Origin of the sequence: Cohnella cholangitidis (assembly GCF_014107495.1) — a bacterium.
Lineage (GTDB): Bacteria > Bacillota > Bacilli > Paenibacillales > Paenibacillaceae > Cohnella > Cohnella cholangitidis.
The window spans coordinates 2,066,509-2,087,464 of the sequence record NZ_CP041969.1 but is presented as its reverse complement, the minus strand read 5'-3'; the positions used below and the strand labels follow the sequence as shown (position 1 = coordinate 2,087,464).

General features: G+C 53.8%; 14 protein-coding genes. 9 read left to right on the top strand and 5 right to left on the bottom strand.

From position 1 onward, the window contains the following. The first annotated feature begins 433 nt into the window (after positions 1-433). Together gltB and FPL14_RS09930 are read left to right on the top strand one after the other, a co-directional pair. Entirely contained in the window at positions 434-5,035 is a 4,602-nt protein-coding gene (gltB, locus tag FPL14_RS09935; protein ID WP_182302828.1) for a glutamate synthase large subunit, read from the top strand. A gap of 20 nt (positions 5,036-5,055) precedes the next feature. Further along, a complete protein-coding gene (locus FPL14_RS09930) occupies positions 5,056-6,540 on the top strand; it encodes a glutamate synthase subunit beta (protein ID WP_182302827.1) in 1,485 nt (494 codons plus the stop codon). Between the two features lie 56 nt (positions 6,541-6,596). On the opposite strand, the gene FPL14_RS09925 is transcribed toward FPL14_RS09930, so the two are convergent. Then, positions 6,597-10,505 (bottom strand): COG1470 family protein, encoded by a 3,909-nt coding sequence (locus FPL14_RS09925; protein ID WP_182302826.1) that lies wholly within the window; start codon positions 10,503-10,505, stop codon positions 6,597-6,599. 180 nt (positions 10,506-10,685) lie between these two features. On the opposite strand from FPL14_RS09925, the gene FPL14_RS09920 reads away from it, so the two are divergent. Beyond that, positions 10,686-11,489, top strand: coding sequence for a hypothetical protein (locus tag FPL14_RS09920; RefSeq protein ID WP_229263859.1), 804 nt, complete (start codon positions 10,686-10,688; stop codon positions 11,487-11,489). Positions 11,490-11,571: 82 nt separating this feature from the next. Here FPL14_RS09920 and FPL14_RS09915 read toward each other — a convergent pair whose 3' ends face one another. Further along, the gene (locus FPL14_RS09915; RefSeq protein ID WP_182302825.1) at positions 11,572-12,399 is read right to left on the bottom strand and encodes a sugar phosphate isomerase/epimerase family protein; all 828 of its coding nucleotides are present in this window, start codon (positions 12,397-12,399) and stop codon (positions 11,572-11,574) included. A 157-nt stretch (positions 12,400-12,556) separates the two neighbouring features. Here FPL14_RS09915 and FPL14_RS09910 point away from each other — a divergent pair, with 157 nt between their 5' ends. From FPL14_RS09910 to FPL14_RS09900, 3 genes are all read left to right on the top strand, one after another. Further along, positions 12,557-13,495, top strand: a complete 939-nt coding sequence (locus FPL14_RS09910) for a TRM11 family SAM-dependent methyltransferase (protein ID WP_182302824.1) — start codon at positions 12,557-12,559, stop codon at positions 13,493-13,495. 81 nt (positions 13,496-13,576) lie between these two features. After that, positions 13,577-14,974, top strand: a complete 1,398-nt coding sequence (gene thrC / locus FPL14_RS09905) for a threonine synthase (RefSeq protein ID WP_182302823.1) — start codon at positions 13,577-13,579, stop codon at positions 14,972-14,974. Positions 14,975-15,005: 31 nt separating this feature from the next. Further along, positions 15,006-15,893: an ROK family protein gene (locus tag FPL14_RS09900; RefSeq protein ID WP_324617892.1), complete on the top strand. Its 888-nt coding sequence runs from the start codon at positions 15,006-15,008 to the stop codon at positions 15,891-15,893. Between the two features lie 352 nt (positions 15,894-16,245). On the opposite strand, the gene FPL14_RS09895 is transcribed toward FPL14_RS09900, so the two are convergent. Continuing rightward, a complete protein-coding gene (locus FPL14_RS09895) occupies positions 16,246-17,049 on the bottom strand; it encodes an AAC(3) family N-acetyltransferase (protein ID WP_182302822.1) in 804 nt (267 codons plus the stop codon). 265 nt (positions 17,050-17,314) lie between these two features. Here FPL14_RS09895 and FPL14_RS09890 point away from each other — a divergent pair, with 265 nt between their 5' ends. Both FPL14_RS09890 and FPL14_RS09885 read left to right on the top strand, forming a co-directional pair. Further along, positions 17,315-18,424, top strand: coding sequence for a cation diffusion facilitator family transporter (locus FPL14_RS09890; protein ID WP_182302821.1), 1,110 nt, complete (start codon positions 17,315-17,317; stop codon positions 18,422-18,424). A 254-nt stretch (positions 18,425-18,678) separates the two neighbouring features. Further along, on the top strand, positions 18,679-18,894 hold the full coding sequence (locus FPL14_RS09885) for a hypothetical protein (RefSeq protein ID WP_182302820.1): 216 nt from the start codon (positions 18,679-18,681) through the stop codon (positions 18,892-18,894). Positions 18,895-18,993: 99 nt separating this feature from the next. Here the strand turns inward: FPL14_RS09885 and FPL14_RS09880 are convergent, their stop codons facing one another. Then, positions 18,994-19,356 (bottom strand): hypothetical protein, encoded by a 363-nt coding sequence (locus FPL14_RS09880; protein ID WP_182302819.1) that lies wholly within the window; start codon positions 19,354-19,356, stop codon positions 18,994-18,996. A gap of 266 nt (positions 19,357-19,622) precedes the next feature. Here FPL14_RS09880 and FPL14_RS09875 point away from each other — a divergent pair, with 266 nt between their 5' ends. Further along, positions 19,623-20,099: a C40 family peptidase gene (locus FPL14_RS09875; protein ID WP_182302818.1), complete on the top strand. Its 477-nt coding sequence runs from the start codon at positions 19,623-19,625 to the stop codon at positions 20,097-20,099. A gap of 63 nt (positions 20,100-20,162) precedes the next feature. On the opposite strand, the gene FPL14_RS29850 is transcribed toward FPL14_RS09875, so the two are convergent. Continuing rightward, positions 20,163-20,939, bottom strand: coding sequence for a DUF4358 domain-containing protein (locus tag FPL14_RS29850; protein ID WP_229263858.1), 777 nt, complete (start codon positions 20,937-20,939; stop codon positions 20,163-20,165). Positions 20,940-20,956: the final 17 nt, after the last annotated feature.

The following is a 20,956-nucleotide window of genomic DNA, read 5'->3' as shown; positions in this document are numbered from 1 at the left end:
CCGACTAATTCCGCCTCGGTGATTCTTCTCGGAAGCAAGTTAGTCGGCAAAACCGACTAATTCCACCTCGGTGATTCTTCTCGGAAGCAAGTTAGTCGGGCAAAACCGACTAATTCCACCTCGGTGATTCTTCTCGGAAGCAAGTTAGTCGGCAAAACCGACTAATTCTAATTAGTTACGGGAAATACAGTGAATTGGCTAATAGGACACGGTCTATTCGAAAATAACTGTATTTTATATTTACGCCCAACCACCAATCGATCTATCCGCCCTCTGCAATGTAAACCTCCCACACACTACTAACCGAACCGCCAATAGGTCAACTAACCCGCCGTTTCAAACTCAGCCGCTAGGAGAAAAATTGAATAATCCATACATAGTCAGACAACTCGAATATATACATAAAAATTATGGTATAGAAAGGTTGCGAACTATGAAGCGTAAAGGGCTGCCGGTCAAGCAAGGAATGTACGATCCGCAATTCGAGCACGACGCTTGCGGGATGGGATTCGTAGCGAATATCAAAGGTCGCAAGTCGCATGATATCGTCCGCCAGGCGCTGACGGTACTGGGGAACCTGGATCACCGCGGCGGGCAAGGATGCGAGACGAACACGGGGGACGGAGCGGGAATCTTGCTGCAGATCCCGGACGCTTTTTTCCGGCGGGAACTAAAAGAAGAAGGCATAACGCTTCCCCCGGACGGAGAGTACGGGGTCGGGATGCTGTTCTTGCCGCAGGATGCGGCGCTGCGCGCTTCTTTCGAGAAAAGGCTTGAGAGCATCGTACGCGAGGAGGGCCAGGCCCTAATCGGATGGAGAACGGTTCCGACGAACGATTCGAAGCTCGGCGAGACCGCCAAATCCGTGCAGCCCTTTGTTCGCCAAGCGTTCATCGGACAACAGGGGAGCTTCGTCGATGAGCTGGGCTTCGAACGCAAGCTTTACGTGATCCGCAAACGCGCCGAACAGGAGATTCGCTATTCCGGCTTGGAGGGCGGGGAGTCTTTCTACTTTTCCAGTCTGTCTAGCAAAACGATCGTTTACAAAGGAATGCTCATTCCGGAGCAGGTTGATTCTTATTACATGGAGCTTCAGGATCCGATCGTCGAAACGGCGCTCGCGCTCGTTCACTCCCGGTTCAGCACGAATACGTTTCCTAGCTGGGAGCGGGCTCATCCTTACCGGTACGTGATTCATAACGGCGAGATCAACACGCTGCGGGGCAACGTGAACTGGATGCATGCCCGACAAGCGATAGCCGAGACCGAGCTGTACGGTAAGGATATGGACAAGGTGAAGCCCGTCATCGACAATGATGGCAGCGATACCGCCATGTTCGATAACTCGCTGGAATTTCTTTATTTATCCGGAAGGTCGCTTCCGCACGCGGCCATGATGATGGTTCCCGAGCCTTGGGCGAATCACGAAAGCATGACGGATCGGATGAAAGCGTTTTATGAATATCATAGCACGCTGATGGAACCCTGGGACGGACCTGCGGCGATGGCTTTCACCGACGGGACCCGGATCGGCGCGTTTTTGGATCGGAACGGGCTGCGTCCCGCTAGGTATTACGTGACGACGGACGACCGGATCATACTGTCCTCGGAAGTGGGCGTGTTGGACGTCCCGCCGGAAAACGTTCTTTGCAAAGAAAGGCTGCGTCCAGGCCGAATTCTGCTCGTGGATACGAAGGAAGGCCGGATTATCTCGGATGAGGAAGTCAAGACGTCCATAGCGAAGGAACATCCTTACGAGGATTGGCTGAAGGAGCATCTGATCGGTTTGGAGGAGCTGCCGGACGCGCCCGAAGTTCCTCAGCCCGACCATTCGACCGTATTTCAACGGCAGAGGGCTTTCGGGTATACGTTCGAGGAGCTGCGCAAAGTATTCGAGCCGATGGCCCAAAGCGGAGTCGAACCGATCGGGTCGATGGGATACGACGCTCCGTTAGCGATTCTATCGAAGCGGCCGCAGCGGTTGTACAGTTACTTCAAACAATTATTCGCGCAGGTGACCAACCCGCCGATCGACGCCATTCGCGAGGAAATCATAACCGCCACGGGAACGACCATCGGTCCGGAACGCAACCTGCTGAAGCCTGAACCCGAAAGCTGCCGACAGATTAAGGTGAAGTCGCCGATTCTCTCGAATGAAGAGTTCGCGAAGCTGCGCCATATTCGCAGACCGGGCTTCAAGGCGATTACGCTGCCGATATTTTTTCCGGTCGCGGGAGGGGCGCAAGGGTTGGAAGCCGCGCTTACGGAGCTGTGCGAAGCGGCGGATAGGGTCATCTCGCGCGGGCATAACATCTTGATCTTATCCGACCGGGGCATAGATCGCGAGAATGCGGCCATTCCGGCTCTGCTCGCCGTGTCTTGCTTGCACCATCATTTGATTCGGCTCGGCACGCGAACGAAAGTGAGCCTTCTGGTCGAGTCCGGCGATCCGCGGGAAATTCATCACTTCGCATTGCTGCTCGGATACGGGGCAAGCGCGATTAACCCTTATCTTGCGTTAGAGTCGCTGGACGATATGATCCGTCAAGGGCTGCTCGTCGGCATTTCTCACGAGAAGGCGGTCCAGAACTATTTGAAGGCGGCAACGAAAGGCGTCGTCAAAGTGTTGTCCAAAATGGGGATCTCGACGATCCAGAGTTACCGGGGGGCGCAAATCTTCGAAGCGCTCGGGCTTGAGCAATCGCTTGTCGACAAGTATTTCACATGGACGCCTTCAAGAATAGCCGGCGTCGGATTGGAAGTTATCGCGGAAGAAGCGCTCATTCCCCATCGGCTGGCGTACGCGCGGCAAGAGCGGGGCGAGCTCGTGCTTCCGGCGGGCGGAGAGTACCAATGGCGACACGACGGAGAAGAGCATATTTACCAGGCGCAAACGATTCACGCGCTGCAGCAAGCTTGCCGCACGAACGATTATTCGCTGTTCAAGAAATTTGCCGAGGCGGTCAACGGGCAACAGGAGAAGCTGTTTACGCTCCGCGGATTGCTGGAACTGAAGCTGGACGAGACGGGCGGCATTCCGATCGAAGATGTGGAGCCGGTAGACGAGATCGTTAAGCGGTTCAAGTCGGGGGCGATGTCGTACGGCTCGATCAGCAAGGAAGCGCACGAGAGCATGGCGATCGCGATGAACCGCATCGGAGCGAAGAGCAATACCGGGGAAGGCGGGGAAGACCCGAACCGGTTTACGCCGGATTCTAAAGGCGATTCCCGGCGCAGCGCGATCAAGCAGGTCGCTTCGGGCCGGTTCGGCGTGACGAGCCACTATCTCGTTAACGCGGATGAAATTCAGATCAAGATGGCGCAGGGAGCGAAACCGGGAGAAGGCGGCCAGCTCCCCGGGCGCAAAGTATATCCTTGGATCGCCGAGGTGCGCGGTTCGACTCCGGGAGTCGGGCTCATCTCCCCGCCCCCGCATCATGACATTTACTCGATCGAGGATTTGGCGGAGCTTATCCATGATTTGAAGAACGCGAACCCGCGGGCGAGAATCAACGTGAAGCTCGTGTCGGAGGTTGGCGTCGGAACGATAGCCGCGGGCGTCGCCAAAGGCCGTGCCGACGTCGTGCTGATCAGCGGCTATGACGGCGGAACCGGCGCTTCCCCTCAGACGAGCATTCGCCATGCGGGTTTACCTTGGGAGTTAGGCTTGGCGGAGACGCATCAGACGCTCGTCCTGAACAAGCTTCGCGACCGGATCGTGGTGGAAACCGACGGAAAACTGATGACCGGGCGCGATCTAGCCATCGCGGCGTTGCTCGGAGCGGAGGAGTTCGGCTTCGCCACCTCGCCGCTGATCGTGCTAGGGTGCGTGATGATGCGCGTCTGCCACTTGGACACTTGTCCGGTCGGAGTCGCGACGCAGAACCCGGAGCTGCGCAAGAAGTATAAAGGCGATCCGCAGCATGTCGTTCATTTTATGCGTTTCGTCGCCCAAGAGTTGCGGGAGCTAATGGCATTGATGGGTTTCCGTACGGTGAACGAAATGGTCGGCAGGACCGACAAGCTGAACGGGCGTAAAGCGATCGCGCATTGGAAGGCGAAGGGCGTGGATCTCTCTCCGTTGCTCCACCAGCCGGAGATCGGTTCGGAGGTAGGGCGTTATTGCAACACTTCGCAAGACCACGGCCTTGACCAATCGCTGGATCGGCAAGTATTGCTCAAGATCGCCGAGCCTGCCTTGATTTCCGGCGAGCCTGTGGCGGCCATCGTGCCGATCCGCAACACGAACCGGGTCGTCGGAACGATTCTCGGAAGCGAGATTACCCGCCGTTACGGAGCGAAGGGACTCCCGGAGGATACGATACGGTTCCATTTTATCGGCTCCGCCGGCCAGAGCTTCGGCGCGTTCGTGCCGAAAGGGGTGACCCTTAAGCTGGAAGGGGATTCGAACGATTACGTCGGCAAAGGGCTGTCGGGCGGTAAAATCATCGTCACTCCCTCGGAGAAAGCGATCTTCAAGACGGAAGAAAATATCATCATCGGGAACGTCGGATTCTACGGCGCCACCTCGGGAGAAGCCTATATTCGCGGCATAGCGGGAGAACGTTTCTGCGTTAGGAACAGCGGAGCGAGCGCCGTCGTCGAAGGCGTGGGCGACCATGGCTGCGAGTATATGACCGGCGGACGCGTCGTCGTTCTCGGGAAGACGGGGCGCAATTTCGCGGCGGGAATGTCCGGCGGGATCGCTTACGTGCTAGACGAGGAAGGGGATTTCATTAACCGTTGCAACTTGGAGATGGTCCATCTCGAACGCGTGGAATCGCCGGAAGAAGCGCAGCAAATGAAAACCATGGTCGAACGCCACGTGTTCCATACGAAGAGCGGATGGGCGCAATCGGTGTTGGAGCATTGGGAAGATAGCCTGGCGAAGTTCGTCAAAGTCATTCCGAAGGATTACAAGCGGATGTTGGACGCGATGGATCGGTTGGCGGTATCCGGCTTAAGCGGCGAAGAGGTTGCCATGGCCGCGTTCGAAGCGAACATGAGGGACTTGTCGCGAGTAAGCGGCAACTAGGGCGATGGAGGAGAAACGATATGGGGAAGTCTACCGGATTCATGGAATTTAGAAGGGAACTGCCTCCCGAGATTAACCCCCTGGACCGCATCCATCATTGGCGGGAGTTTCAGAGCAAAGCATCGGAAGAGTTGCTTAGGGAGCAGGGCGCCCGCTGCATGGATTGCGGAATTCCGTTCTGCCATACCGGGCAGATCATTAACGGGATGGCGGCCGGCTGTCCGGTCAATAATCTGATTCCGGAATGGAACGATCTCGTTTACCGGGGATTGTGGCGTCAAGCGTTGGATCGGCTGCATCAGACGAACAATTTCCCGGAGTTTACCGGACGGGTATGTCCGGCACCCTGCGAAGGCTCATGCACCGTCGGCTTGCACGACCCTCCGGTCACGATCAAGAACATCGAGAAAACGATCGTCGACAAAGGCTTCGCCGAAGGGTGGATCGTCCCCGAGCCACCCGCGGTTCGCACGGGCAAGAAGGTTGCCGTCGTCGGCTCCGGTCCTTCCGGATTGGCGTGCGCGGCTCAATTGAACAAGGCGGGGCATTCGGTGACCGTATACGAGAGAGCGGATCGCATCGGCGGCCTGCTCATGTACGGGATACCGAATATGAAGCTGGACAAGAAAACCGTCGAGCGACGGATCGATCTGCTGCGGCAAGAAGGCATTGTTTTCGTGACGGGAACGGAGATCGGCAAGGATATTCCGGCTTCGCGGCTGATCGAACAGTTCGATGCCGTCGTTCTGTGCGGAGGCGCGACGAAAGGCCGGGATCTCCCGATAGAAGGCCGCGAACTGAAGGGCATTCATCTGGCAATGGAGTTTCTGCATAAGAATACGAAGAGCCTGCTGGATTCCGAGCACGCGGACGGACAGTACGTCTCCGCGGAAGGCAAAGACATCATCGTCATCGGCGGGGGAGATACCGGAACGGATTGCGTTGGAACTTCCTTGCGCCATGGCTGCAGGAGCGTTACGCAATTCGAGATCATGGCGAAGCCGCCGGAAACCCGCGCCGACAACAACCCATGGCCGCAGTTTCCGCGCGTATACAAGCTCGATTACGGGCAAGAGGAAGCCAAGGCTCTGTACGGCAACGATCCGCGGCAATATTTGATTTCGACGAAGCGTTTCGTCGGCGACGAGGACGGCAACGTCAAGGAACTGCACACCGTCGGCATGGAATGGAAAACGGACGCGAAGGGCCGATACGGGCCGGTGGAAGTACCGGGCACCGAGCAAGTGTGGCCCGCTCAACTGGTTATGCTGGCGATGGGGTTCTTAGGCCCGGAAAGTACGATGCTCGACCAGCTCGGCGTGGAAAAGGATGAACGGTCCAACGCTAAGGCAGAGTACGGCCGGTATGAGACGAACGTGAAGGGGGTATTCGCGGCGGGCGATATGAGGCGCGGCCAAAGCTTGGTCGTCTGGGCCATCAACGAAGGCCGCGAAGCCGCTCGGGAGTGCGACCGGTATTTAATGGGAGAAACTTTGCTTCCTTAACTTTTATGCAGAATATGAAAACTCCCGCCAACGCTTTGTTGGCGGGAGTTTCGATTTTAGTGGTTGGATACCGGCAGCGGGTTCTCGTAGTATTGCTTAGCTTGCAAGCGAAGATAGCCGCCGTCGTCGTCGGTGTAATCGGCAAGCTTATCGTTCGTGTGCACGCTTCCGTCACCCCATCCGTCGGAGTTCGTTAACGGATCGGGATTGTAGTAATCTTCTTCGGCCGGCGAATTCTGATTATCGTCCATCCGATTATAGTGCGAAGTCGATCCGGGCTGCCCATGGCCGAACATGAGTCCGACGATGCCCGCGTCCGCCAGCTGTTGCAGATGGCTGAAGAAGTATTCTACTTTGTTGTCCTGGTAGTGTCCCGGCGTGTTATCCATGGCGCGGTACACCTGGTTGCCGACTGGAATTTGCCAGACCATGACTTTTTTGCCGGTTTGCTCGGAAGCCGCTTTGACGAATTGCTCCCATCTAGCGAAGTTAGGAAGCGTTAGGTTGGTGCGGTCGAGCCAATACCCTCTCGGTCCGCCGGCATCGTCATCGTCGATGTCGTTAAAGATGTAATCATAAGGCTTAATGCCGGCCGGCACGGTCTTCACTCCGGTTAAGTTGGCGAACTCGCCCGCGAGCTTGCCTAGCGCGGTAACGTCCAAATTCGGATTCGTATCTCTGCCGACGTCGACTAGCGTTCCCCAGCTGTTGACATGAGGCGCCATTAACACGTTCGGGGCGTATAAGTCGCGAAGGCGAAGCAGCGCCCAGTTAAAGCCTTGATACGTATTCGGCAAGTCGGCAAGCTCCGGCATGCGCGTGCTCGCTACGGCCGCTTTCAAGTACGAAGGATCATTGCCTTGCCCGGTACATTTTCCATAACAGCGGTTGTTGTCGAGTACGGCTTGCTGGGCGTAACCCGCCAAGTCGGGATCGACGTGGACGATAGCCGTTTTGCCGATTCCCTGTCTGTCATTGTAGTTACCCGTGCCCAATAACTGCATCAGAAGCTTGAATTCTTCCAAATAGGCGCGCATCGCATAAGGATCGCTGAGCGTGATGATATCGTCCTTCGTTTCATCGCAATCCAAGCAATCTCCGGAAATGCTTTGCAGCATTTGATAGAAGGTCAAGACCGGGGTATAACCGCGATCCGTCGCTTCTTTGGCGTAATCGTAGGCGTATGCGCCCTGCCAGTCTCCTACGTTGTATTGATCCCAACCCGTCCAACCTTCGGCGTTGTTGACGCCGCCGTTCAAGTAACGATAAGCGAAATTCCAAGGAAGCCCCGTTTCCGGCATCCAGCCCGTTAACCCGTAAGCGTCGTTATTCGTCGCGAACACGCCGAGCTTCATGATTTCCGGAAGAGTCGGCTCTTGGGCCGGCTGAGGAGCAGGCGCGTCGGCTGGAGACGTGACCTTAAAAGCGGCGGCGCCTTCCTGCGCCAAGATTAAATAAGTCTTATCTGAGTTGTATAGCTCCAGATCGATCCGATAGTCGCCGTCAAGAACGTATTTGATCAACGGCTCGGCGCCGGAACGTACCTTTTGCTCATTCATGCGGATCCATTTCGGAAGCGTCCAATCGAGCGCCAATGCCGCTTCTTCGCCTTCGGGGAGAACTTGATTGTCCAGCCACTCGCTATGAACCGTTTCCCCTGTCAGAATATCGATAAAATTCGCCTTCAAGGACACAATCGAAGGAACCGTGCTTCCGGCCCGCATATTTACGTTTAACGTTTGGCCCGCGCTTACCTCGCTTTGAATCGTAGCCGCGGAAAGGGTGTATTCCAAGTCGATGCCGCCGGTCAGTTCGAATTGCGCCGCATCCGCATTCGCGTAGAATACCCGAACGCCATCCGGCTTCATGACCGATATTTTATGCTTGTATGTGCCATTAACGGCAGTGGCCGGAGGCGTCCATTCCAACTCGTATCCGTTGGCTACGCCTTGAACGAACTGCTCTTCCGCGTAATCCCGTTGGGCAACCCGGTTGCCCGCGGAATCCAGAATTTCCAAGCGAACGGAAGCGGGAACCGTCTCGCTGCTGGTCAATTGCGTTTGAATCGTCTGGGTCTGGCCGGGCTGAATCGTATCCGACGATACGGCGCTGCTCTGCGTCATTTCGGGAATAACGCCCCAATTGACTTCGAACGTGCCCGCGTTATCGTTCCAGTCGTGTTCCCATACCGATTTCCAGCCTGCAGGGAATACCCCGATCTTCACCGTATAATCGCCTCGCGATTGAGCGGCGGGAATGTTCCACGTAACGGGGATTTGCTTAGGCGCGTTCGGTTGGAAGTAAAGGTCGTCGACGACAACCTGATACACTTGGCCTTGCTCTCCGTAAATTTCTACGTCGACCAGCGCATGAGCGTAATCCTCGCTGACGACGTTGGCGGTAACGGTAATCGGATAGCCGGCTTCGACGGATTCGGCGACCGTAGCGTGACTTTTCCAGTTGGCGTTCGCTCCGTTATCCGGTTGGGTCGGAGTATCGTCTTGTTCGACGACGAATTGCGCCGCGGACGATCGGCTGTCGTAGACGATCGTTCCGTCGATGCTCGTAATCGCCGTATCGACAAGATACGTTCCGGGTTCCGCGTTGCCCGGCACGATCCAATCCGTTTGCAGCCTTTTCGGCAGTTGCGCGGTGAAGGTCTCGTTGGCAAAATCTTTGAAATGAACGACCGCGCCTTTCGGATCGATGACCTTCAATTTCACGTTCGCTTTCGTATTCGCATCGCTTGCGGCTTCGATCGTAAAGCTTTGAACGGCGCCCGTTTTAATCGGAGAACGCTCGACTTCCGCCGAAGAAGTAAACGCAATGGACTGCGTCGTGCCGTCGGTGACTTGAATGGCTCCGGCAGCGGAGTTCCAATGATAAGGGCCTTCCCATTGCTCGCCGAAAATTCCGATCTCGATCGAATAATTACCGGTAGCGGCGTCGGCAGGCACGTACCACGTCAACGGAACTTCGAGAGCCGTACCGGCTGTCAGGACTTGGTGCTGCAATACGGTTTGTTCAACGGCTTCGTTCGTAAAAGGATTCTTGACAATGATATCGATCAGGACGGACACGTTGCGGTCCGATGTCACTTTCGCCGAATATTGGGCGATATCGCCCGCTTTCACGCGAGGGGTGCTTGTCGTCGCCTTAGTGACGTAAGACGCGGAAGCCGCAGGGTCGACTGTGGCTACTCGAATGCTTCCAAAATTCGCGTTCTGATAATAGATCGCCGCGCCGTTCGGGTCGGATACCGTCAATTGAATCCGGTACGTTCCGTTAGCGGCATCCGCCGGAACTTCCCATTCGGTAGCGATCGGTTTGATCTGGTTAGCGGCGAACGTCAGATTCGCAAGCGATTCCTCATGCACTATAACGTTGGTAGGACTGAAGACAGACAGGTTCACATTGGCAGTACTCGCCAAGCTGCTGACGAGGTTGGCGGCAATGCGGGCGCTGCTTCCGGCTTCCGCGGAAGCGGGCGCGTTCAAGGTCGATGTAAAGGAAGGCAACGTACTGTCCGATTGGATCGTAACGTTAGCCAATCCGGAATCCCAATTGTACATCGTGTCCCAATCGGCTCCGAAGATTCCGACGCTTACGCTGTATTTCCCTGCCGGAATCCCTTCGGGAACGATCCATTCCACGGGATGCTCCGTCGTTTGGCCGGCCGTCGTCGGCACGTTGTACAGCCATTGCTCGTAAGCCGTCGTTCCATTCGAGTTCGTTACTTTCACCTGGGCGTGGATGGAACGCGTCAGGTTGGAAGTTATCGCGGTCGTAAGGGTAACCGCATCGCCCGGTTGCGCCGTAGACGAGCTTACGTTTACGCTCGTGCTGAATTCGGATGACGCGCTTGCTTGCTCCGCGGGATAAAAGGCCAGTAATTGCCCGGCTAAGAGCCCGAAGGCGATCAGCAGCTTGGCTAACCGCCACTTCGAATTTCGTTTCTTCAACATTATGAATCTCCTCTTCTTGAATAGGATAGACGTACACCATTCAGTGCCGAGGATCATTTTACTCTTCCTTTTTCCGATAAAACTGTAACCGCCGCTACAAAATGAAAAAAATAGATTGCTAACGCCGTTCATTGATATAATGAGAGACTAGCAGAAGGAAAAGAACGAGGTCGCGCAAAGATGGAAAAGAAAACGAAGATAAAGCTAGCCATAGCGGGGATTTTGTTTTTGGCGGTAGTCGCGTTAATCGCGACGATCCTAATCCTATCGTTAAACGAAGGCGATAATGCGAATAGCGATGACGAGCTTAACATGCCGCATGACTATATATATGGGACTTCCGTGGCCAGCAACGGAATGGAGCTGCATTATTTGCGCACGCGGCCATCCAATATCGGGCTGGAACCCGTGCACAATAACGTAACCGCGGCACCCTTCTATGGGATAAACGGAGGGTTCTTCTATCAGGATGCTTTGCTCAGCATTGCCGTCGTGAACGACGTGCCCGTTAATGATACGCACGGATCGTATGGGGTTGGCGCGAAAAACGCGAAATATGCGAGAGGAACGCTTGTCTGGGACGGATCCTTGGATAAGCTGAGCGTGCAGGTGGCAAGTCAAGCCTCGGAGCTGTCGGTAACGGATCGTTCTCGATTCTGGGCTCAAGGCGGCATCAGTATGAGCTTAGGGAACGATGAGGGCTGGATGGAGCAAATCGCTGCCGAGGCCGCGCCGCTGCCGGATGATTATTGTTTGCGCTCGGCAGCCGTATACGACGACGAGGGAAATCTCTACTTGGTAGTAAGCTCGACGAAAGGGACGCTGGCGGCGTTCCGCGAAGCGATCGCGGAGCGCGTCGGAGACGGCAAGCTCGTGAACGGAATTTTTCTGGACGGGGACGGTTCCTCCCAATTGCGCAGCCGGGAAGCGAAGCTAAGCGGCGACGGAAGACCGGTCGTCCAAATGTTGAGTCTCTTGAAGTGAAATATTTTCGGGACGCTGATCCGTTAATGAGAGAGGAGCCTTCGTTCCGCCTGGGATGCGGAGGTTGAAGGCTCTCTGTTTTTCATAAGTAAAGTTGAACAATTTGCTTTATCCGCTCAAGACCTTGCCACATATCGCCCGGACCGTCATAGATGAGGACGAATGCGCCGTCGTAACCGGTACGCTTAACGGCATCAAGGCATCGCTTGAATTCGGTCTCGTCGGGATTGCCGGATTCGTCGTATGCGGCTTTGGCGTGAATGGACACGCTGTAAGGAGTAGTCGAGGCAATCTCGCCGTACTTATTTTCCCCGTGGAAATTGCCGAAATCCGTAATCATTCGTACCGCGTTCCCCGTCTCGCCCAATAATTTCAGACAGCTCTCTCCCGTTGAAGTCAGCTCCTTGAAGTTCTCCGTAACGACTCGCACGTTGCGGGTAGCCGCATATTCGTTCAGCTTAGAGAGAGCCATGGCCGATTGCCGAATCGCCGAGGCATCGGCAGGAGCGGCTTCCCCCGCGATCAAGCGGATTTGCTTGGCGCCGCATAGGGAAGCAACGTCGATCCAATCGCGGAACAGTTGCTGGTCGGCCGAACTACGGGTTTCGTCCGTCGTCGTGAGACCCCCGTAATCAAGGAGGAGCGTGTCGAAGGAAACGCCGGCATCGGCGAAAGATTTCCGAAGCTGCATTAAATAACTCTCGTCCGTCGCCGGGAAATGGAAGTGGCAAATCTCGACAGCCCGATATCCTCGTTTGGCGGCTTGCTCCGGCAATTCAAGCAACGCATGAATTTGGGGCTGATCCTGCACATGCGTCCGATGCGTCCCGGTTTCGGCGTCCCAGAACGTCCAACGTAAGGGGCCAAGCAACCGGTGCAGGCTCCAAGTGCTTACGGATAAATAAGACACGCGGCATCCCTCTCTTTTCCAATCTATTATTCATTTATAGTAGTTCAATTTTTCTCGGTTTTCTAACCTCTAATGTGGTTAATTTGTGGTGTTTTTTGCTCTTCGGGAATGGTATCTTACTATAGGATAGAGCGTTGCCGACAAAGGATGGATTCGCATGAACGATTACCTATACGCTTTCGCCTCCAATGAAGAGGAACGCCCATTAAGCATGCTGGAGATGCGCGCGTTGTTCGGGGACGAGAGCCGATACAATTTGCTGCGGAGTCCGATTGAAGTGGAACCGGGGCGAAGCCCTTTTATAAAGATGAGAATAAAAATACTGTTCGAGGCCGATAGTTTGCGGGAACTCGCCGAGCGAGCAGGCGATATCGAGCTGGGGCAATCGACTTTCAAGGTGCTGGCTATAGACAATTACGATCCCGGAGAAAAGGCGAAGTTCGAATACGACGAGAAACGGGCGATGGAACGGGAGATCGGCTCGCGGTTCCGCGGAAGAGCGGAAATGCGCAAGCCCGATCGGGAATTCGGCTTTGCCCGAATAGACGGACGTTGGCGGCTAGGGGAGTTGGTTCACGGGGAGGCGGCATGGTTAAAGCACAACGATAAACCGCGTAAATATTCTACGGCGCTAAGCACCCGAGTCGCGAGGGCGGTCGTCAACATAGCCGTCCCTCGTATAGAAGGAGTGCGGGCGATCGACCCTTGCTGCGGAATCGGGACGGTACTCGTGGAAGCATTGTCGATGGGCATCGATATCGCGGGAAGGGAAATAAATCCGCTGGCGGCCATTGGGGCAAGGGAGAACGTGGCGTTTTTCGAGTACGGTTCGGCTACAGTTACGCTAGGCGATATGAGGGAGATTACCGAGAGTTACGACGTCGCGATATTGGATATGCCGTACAATCTGTGTTCCGTGCTATCCCTTGGGGAGAAACGGGAAATGCTGGCCAGCGCAAGGAAATTCGCGGCGAGACTTGTCGTCGTTACGGTGGAAGAGATGGACTCGATCATCTTGGAAGCCGGCTTTAAGATCCAGGACCGCTGCACGGTGAACAAAGGGAAATTTACCCGTCAGGTGCTCGTCTGCGAATAGCGGATACGCAATTGTTGAAATTATGTTCGCTTTCGTCCACAATGGATGAAGAATAATTCATAACGAGGAGAGAAATACGCGATGAAGTACATAAGCACGAGAGGAAAAGTAGCGCCGATCGGCTTTATCGATATGTTCCTAATGGGACTGGGAGAAGACGGAGGGCTGATCGTTCCGGAGACGATTCCTACCGTTACGGCAGGGCAATTGAAAGCATGGTCCAAGCTGTCTTATCAGGATCTCATGCTGGAAGTATTTTCGTTATTCACGAACGACGAGATTCCCGAGCAAGATTTGCGGACGCTCATTCAAGACAGCTATGCCGGCTTCACGAGCCCGGCCGTGTTGCCTTTAACGACCTTAAACGACTCCCTGCACGTTCTTGAGCTATTCCACGGTCCGACTTTCGCGTTCAAGGACGTCGCCTTGCAGTTCATGGGCAATCTGTACGCCTACGTGGCGAAGAAGCAGAACAAAGTCATCAACATCCTCGGCGCGACTTCCGGGGACACCGGGGCATCCGCCATCAGCAGCGTTAGCGGCAAGGAAGGCATCCAGATTTGCATTCTCCACCCGAACGGCAAGGTCAGCCGCGTTCAAGAACTGCAAATGACGACCGTGCAGGACGACAACGTGTTGAATCTGGCGGTTAACGGGAACTTCGACGATTGCCAGCAGATTATCAAGGAGCTGTTCGCGGACATTTCATTCAAGACGAAATATCATTTACGCGCGATTAACTCCATTAACTTCGTGCGCATTTTGGCGCAATCGGTTTATTATTTCTACGCTTACTTGCAGCTGCCCGAAAAGACGAGAGCGGACGGCGTTAACTTCAGCATCCCTACGGGCAACTTCGGCAATATTTTCTCCGGTTATTTGGCCAAGAAAATGGGAGTGCCGATCAAGCAGCTAGTATTGGCCACGAACGAGAACAACATTCTTGAGCGGTTTATTCGCGAGGGCGTATACAAGCCGGAAGGGTTCCGCATGACGCACAGTCCGTCCATGGACATTCAGATCGCAAGCAACTTCGAGCGTTACTTGTATTACTTCCTAGGAGAGAATGCGGGCGAAGTATCCGCGCGCATGGAGAAATTCAAGGCGGAGGGGCAGCTTACCTTCACGGCAGAAGAAGTCGCGCGCATCCAGCAGGATATGACGGCTTACAGCGTTGGGAACGCGGAATGCCTCGATACGATACAGGCTTATCAGGAGCGATATGGCTATTTGCTTGACCCGCATTCCGCATGCGGGATCGCGGCTTACGAAAGCGCGGGTAACAAAGGCGACGGCGCATTCGTCTCGCTGGCAACGGCTCATCCGGCCAAATTCGACGAGGCGATTCGTTTGATCGGCATCGAGCAGACGTTCCCCGAGCGGATTCAAGCGCTGTTCGACAAACCGCAACGACAAGTGGTCGTCGATAACGCCAAGGCAGAGATCGCGGCGCAGTTGGAAGGCTTCTATCGGATTTAACTTTTACGGCAGTGGACAGGGGGAGAACAGGTTGATCATAGGTGCGATTGAAGCGGGCGGAACGAAGTTCGTATGCGGAATCGGGAACGAGAAGGGCGAAGTGTTGGAGCGGATCAGCTTTCCGACGGAGCAGCCCGAGAAGACGCTCGCCCAAGTAATCGCTTATTTCAAGGATAAGCAAGTCGATGCGATCGGAATCGGTTCGTTCGGTCCGATCGATATTGATCGGAACAGCCCGCGGTATGGATACGTCACGACGACTCCGAAGCCGGGTTGGACGAACTATCCCGTGCTCCCGGAGCTGAAGAAAGTTTTTGACGTTCCGATGGAATGGGATACGGACGTAAACGCGGCGGCGCTGGGGGAAGCGACTTGGGGCGCGGCCCGAGGGCTGGATAGCTGCCTCTACTATACGATCGGTACGGGAGTAGGCGTCGGCGTCTTCACCGAAGGCAAAATGGTACACGGTTTGGTGCATCCGGAAGGCGGCCACGTGCTGACCCGCCGTCATCCGCAAGACACTTACGAGGGCAAATGCCCGTATCACGGGGATTGCTTGGAAGGGATGGCCGCGGGACCTGCCATCGAAGCCAGGTGGCGCGTAAAAGGCAGCGAGCTGCCAGCCGATCATCCGGCGTGGGAGATGGAAGCTTTCTACATCGGGCAAGCGTTAGCGAGCGCGATTCTGCTCCTCTCGCCGAAGAAGATTATTCTAGGCGGCGGCGTCATGCATCAGATGCAATTGTTCCCGCTTATCCGCGAACAAGTCCGGTCCAATCTGAAAGGCTACGTAGTCGCCGAGGCGCTTGAAGCGGGGGGCATCGACGGCTATATAGTACCTCCGGGACTCGGCGATAACGCGGGCTTAACCGGCTCGATCGCGCTCGGGTTGAGGGCGTACGAGGAAGCGCGAGCTTAATATAACGACGAAGCAAATAGCGGCACGCAGTGCCGCTATTTGCGTTTTAAATGCGATAAATGGCCCGATGGGCTCGCAATAACGGCACGAGGTGCCGCTAATCGAGCCCCGGCCGGCAATTCACCTGCAATAACGGCACGCGGTGCCGCTAATCGAGCCCCGGCCGGCTATTTCGCTGCAATAACGGCACGCGGTGCCGTTAATCGAGCCTACGCTGGCAATTCACCTGCAATAACGGCACGCGGTGCCGTTAATCGAGCCCCGGCCGGCAATTCACCTGCAATAACGGCACGCGGTGCCGCTAATCGAGCCCCGGCCGGAAATTCCGCTGCAATAGCGGCACGCGGTACCGTTATACTCTATGTTTCTCCATCCATTTAACGGTCCAATCGACTAGCGGCCTTTGCTTCATGAACCGGACGTCGGCATTGCCGACCTTATGAATGCGGATGTTGGCCTCTTGGTCGTATTCGTTCCCCAGCCTGACGAAGTCCACGTCGTCGACCGCTTGCGTGTTGTACGTCACCCATACTCTTTGTCCGTCTACGAGCACGGCGCTGCTCTCATCGGCAAACTTCTTCGTCGGGAAGTCGGCTCTGACTTCGGCTAAGTGCAGGGACGTGTTTTTATCGTAGCCGACCCCGATCAACAAGACATACCCATCTAATTCGTACAGCTTGTCTACCGGGGAGCCTTTACCGAAAATATTGCTAAGATCGTGCTCCTTGGTCAGATATTCGGCATATTTGCCTACGGCCGCTACAGACCTTGCGGGGTGGTCCGTCCGCTTCGCTCCCGGCCATTTCCTGAACATCTCGGCGACTACGCCCATACCGATGGCCGGCGTTACCTCTTTGTCGTACGCGGGCCAGTGCTCGCGAATGATCGGCCACCATTCTACGGGTTCTTCCCAGTGAACTCCGGTGGAAGGGTCAAGGTTTTTCCACGTTTGGGAAGGCATCATCAACGTTCCTTCCACGCCGACGATTTCGAGCAACGAACGGATAAGCGTTTCCGCTCCTCCGACGATAAACCCAATGCTGCTTAGAGAAGTGTGCACGAATATCGTCTGTCCCTCGGCTACCCCGCAGTTTCTGAATTGTTCGATTAGTTGATCTTTCGTTAAGATGACTCTGTTCTCCGCAGATTTCGCCATGATTGCAGCCTCCAATAATAATTGGGTAATCTCGCTCGTACGCGTAACGAGAAACCGGTTTCCCGAACTATTATATCAAAAGATGGGCACTTTTGGCATTGGACGAAAAAAGGTCGGAAAAGGTTCGACGGTTTGGCGGAAACTTAGGATGCCGAGAGCGACTTATGCTTGTTATGAATAATATGGGAATGTTATTGACAGAAACATCGGCGATGATTCATACTATATATGAGCATATATTCATATGTAAAGTAGGGATAAGGTTATGAACGACAAACATAAGCATGGTCAAAACGAACGAGAGCATGACAGACAAAGTTTGCCGAAGGATGATCATTCTCGCCACGAGGATAACCACGCCCGTTGCGAAGGCCATTCACACGATGATAACGAGCAAGACAATCACAACCATAATCACAACCACGATCATGCGCACGGCCACGATCATGGGCACGGGCACCACCATCACCATCATGGGTTAGGGCATCATCATCATGACGCCGGACGCGAAGGCAACAAACGGGGACTTGCGATCGCTCTTGTTATCACTGCGGCAATCATGATCCTGGAGTTCGCGGGCGGGCTTCTGACGAATAGCCTTGCTTTGCTGTCCGATTCCGGCCACATGCTGAGCGACGCGAGCTCGTTGGCCTTAAGCCTGGTCGCTTTCTGGTTCGCGACGAAACCGGCATCCCCTAACAAAACCTACGGCTTCTACCGCTTCGAAATATTAGCGGCTTTGTTCAATGGCGTTACGCTGTTTGTAATCGCGGGATTTATTATGTGGGAAGCATTCAATCGGTTTGGTCATCCGCCCGAAGTCTCCAGCCTGTCGATGATCCTTATCGCATCCGTCGGATTGATCGCCAATTTGATGAGCGCCTGGGCATTGCTAAGAAAAGGAGACGTGAAGAACAATCTCAATCTTCGAAGCGCATACCTTCATGTGCTTGGGGATGCTCTCGGATCCGTAGGGGCGATAGCGGCTGGATTGATCATGCTTGTTTTCGATTGGTATTTAGCCGACCCCATTATTAGCGTACTAGTCTCCTTGTTGATCCTGAAGGGAGCATGGGGAGTCGTTAAGCATACCGTCCATATTCTGATGGAAGGTACGCCGATTACGGTTAACCAAGAGCAGGTCAAATCGACGTTAACCGAAATCCAAGGCGTGCTAGACGTTCACGACCTGCATATTTGGACGATTACGTCCGGGATGGATTCGCTCAGCTGCCATCTGCTCGTCTCTGACGAGTCGGATAATCAAGCTATTTTACAACAAGCGATTCGATTGATTGAGGAGCGTTTCAAAATCCAGCACACGACCATTCAAATAGAAACCTCATCCATCCAACATTCTGAGTTAAAGGTATAACGTATGTGCAACGTATAACACCCGCAAAACCCGAAAAAAGCCCGAAACCCTAGAATTACAAGGGGTCTCGGGCTTTTTCGATTCATTCCGACCAAGGGAATAAATCCAACCGGATTACTCGAAATAAAAACGGCAATCTTTATTTATATCATATTTTTTTTATCAAATCAATAAAAAGTTGTTGATCTTGGGCAAGAAATAGTGTAACTTAGACAAGGGAAAGCAATGCCAATAAGTAGCGGAGGTGAGAAGACATGGAGAAAATGGCGATGAACATGATGATGAACATGTGCATGGAAGAAATGATGTGCAAGATGAAATGCATGAAAATGATGATGGACAACATGATGGAAATGAAAATGATGGACGGCATGGATATGGACATGATGATGAGCAAAATGCAAGAGTGCGACGAAATGACCACCATGATGATGGGCATGATGCGCGATATGAAACAAACTTCGATGTAAGATTGCAGCGACGGCTGAAGGAATCTTGACCATTCCTCAGACCCATAAGTTTCATGGCAGAGCAGACCGCTGCATGCCTTTTTTTATTTTAAAAGCCGATTATCCTCTTTGCAGAACGTTGGAGATGCCGGATTGGCTCTCTCTCAGCTTCATGCCGATCTGAACGCGCAAGTTCCGAAGTTCCCACGCTTGTTCCCGTAAGCTTTCTTTATGACTCTCGTTCTCGCTCGTATGAAGCTGCTCGTATATCCCCAGAATTTTACGGTTGATCTCGTCGAACCGGGCCCATAAAGCTTCCCAAGCCTGATACCGGGTTTCGCGTTGAATGTGCTCGTCTTTGTTGCGTAAGCGCTCCAGGATTTGATCCTGCCAACCCCGATCTCCAAGGCGAACGGCAAGGCTGTATATATCAAGCTGATCATCGATCCATTGGCTGGCGATTCGGTTGTTCGATTGGGTCATGTTGGCATCTCCTGACGCTTATGATCTATATACCTAGTATTATACTCGGAATTTACGGTTTTACAATACAAAGTTCCGATTTTTTTCGATTCTAGCTTTTTTCGAAACATTAACGTTTTCTAACTCTTTTCTAAGAAAAGCTGAAAAGCGCTTTGACGGCCGCGTTTGCGCTCTCCTTGGAAAAATATCGGTAAAAACAGATGTGTTATATTGATTTCCGACAACAATGGTTTACCGACAACCAGAGAAGCCGGGAGGAAAACGAAATGAGCAAGAAATTAACGATAAAAGTATTATTGGCTTGCAGCTTGGTCGTAACGGGATTATTCGGATCGATGATCGCTTCGTCTACGCAAGCGAGCGCGGCCACGCCGGAATCGCTGGAACTTATCGCATATGGCAAAGAACATCTGGGAACGCCTTATCAATACGGAGCGGCAGCGGGAATTACATATGCTTTCGACTGCTCGTCGTATGTACAATATATATTCAAACAATTCGGAGTGAACTTGCCTCGAACTTCGGTTTCTCAAGCTTATTCGGGAACTAAGGTCGAGAAAGGAGATTTAAGCATGGGAGACCTCGTATTCTTCAGAACCGGCGGAGGCGGAATCAGCCACGTGGCGATCTACGCGGGCAGCGGCAAAATCCTTCACGCGAGCAGCAGCCAGGGCGTTACCGTATCGAACATGAATTCGAACTATTGGACGAAAAGCTACGTAACCGCGCGCAGAGTGCTCTAAGATCGTAAATCAAAAGCGGGATCCTAACCGGATCCCGCTTTTTCGCTGTTTTATATGGTTTACTTACTTCTTGTCGAAGGTAGCGTTAAAGACTTTCTCCAATTCATCGGCGCTTTCGGAAATTAGAAACAGCACGTAATTGCCATTCGTAACGATTTTGTAGTTTTTCGCGAGCTCATATTGGTCTTGCAGGTAGGTTTCGAATTGCTTCTGGACAGCCTCCGCGCGTTTCTCGATTCCTTTTTTCACGGCGTCGATATCTTTTGCGTTCTTAACTTTGAATACGGCAATTTCGTTCGTTTTGACATTCATCAGCGGCATTCTGACCGTATAATCCGCCAGCAGCTTCATATCGATTCCGTAGGATTCCTCGACTTGGTCTTCTCCCATATCCATAAGCTTCGGTTGCTCGACCTGCTTCAACATCTCATCGACGATGTCCTTCGCAGTCGGTTCTTTGCCTGCTTCAGGCTCCTTCGGAGGAGTAGGCTTCTTGCTTGGTTCAGGCTTCTTGCTCGGTTCCGGAGTTTTGCTAGGCGTCGACGGTTTTTTGCTAGGCGCAGGCTCTTTGCTCGGTTCCGGGGATTTGCTTGGGCTTGCTTCTTCGCTAGGGCTAGGTTCCGCGCCCGGACTCGCTTCCGGGCTGGCGCTTGCCTCGGGACTGGTGCTTGCTTCCTCGCTTGGGCTCGCTTCCGGGCTCGAGTTAGCTTCACTGCTTGGGGACGCCTCGCTCGTCGAAGTAGGAGCGTTGGCGTTGTTATTCGAATTGCTACCGCATGCGCTCAGCAGACCGCCTAATAACGTAGTCACTAACAGAAAGGCAATGGCGCTTTTTTTCATGTTCGTATTCTCCTTGA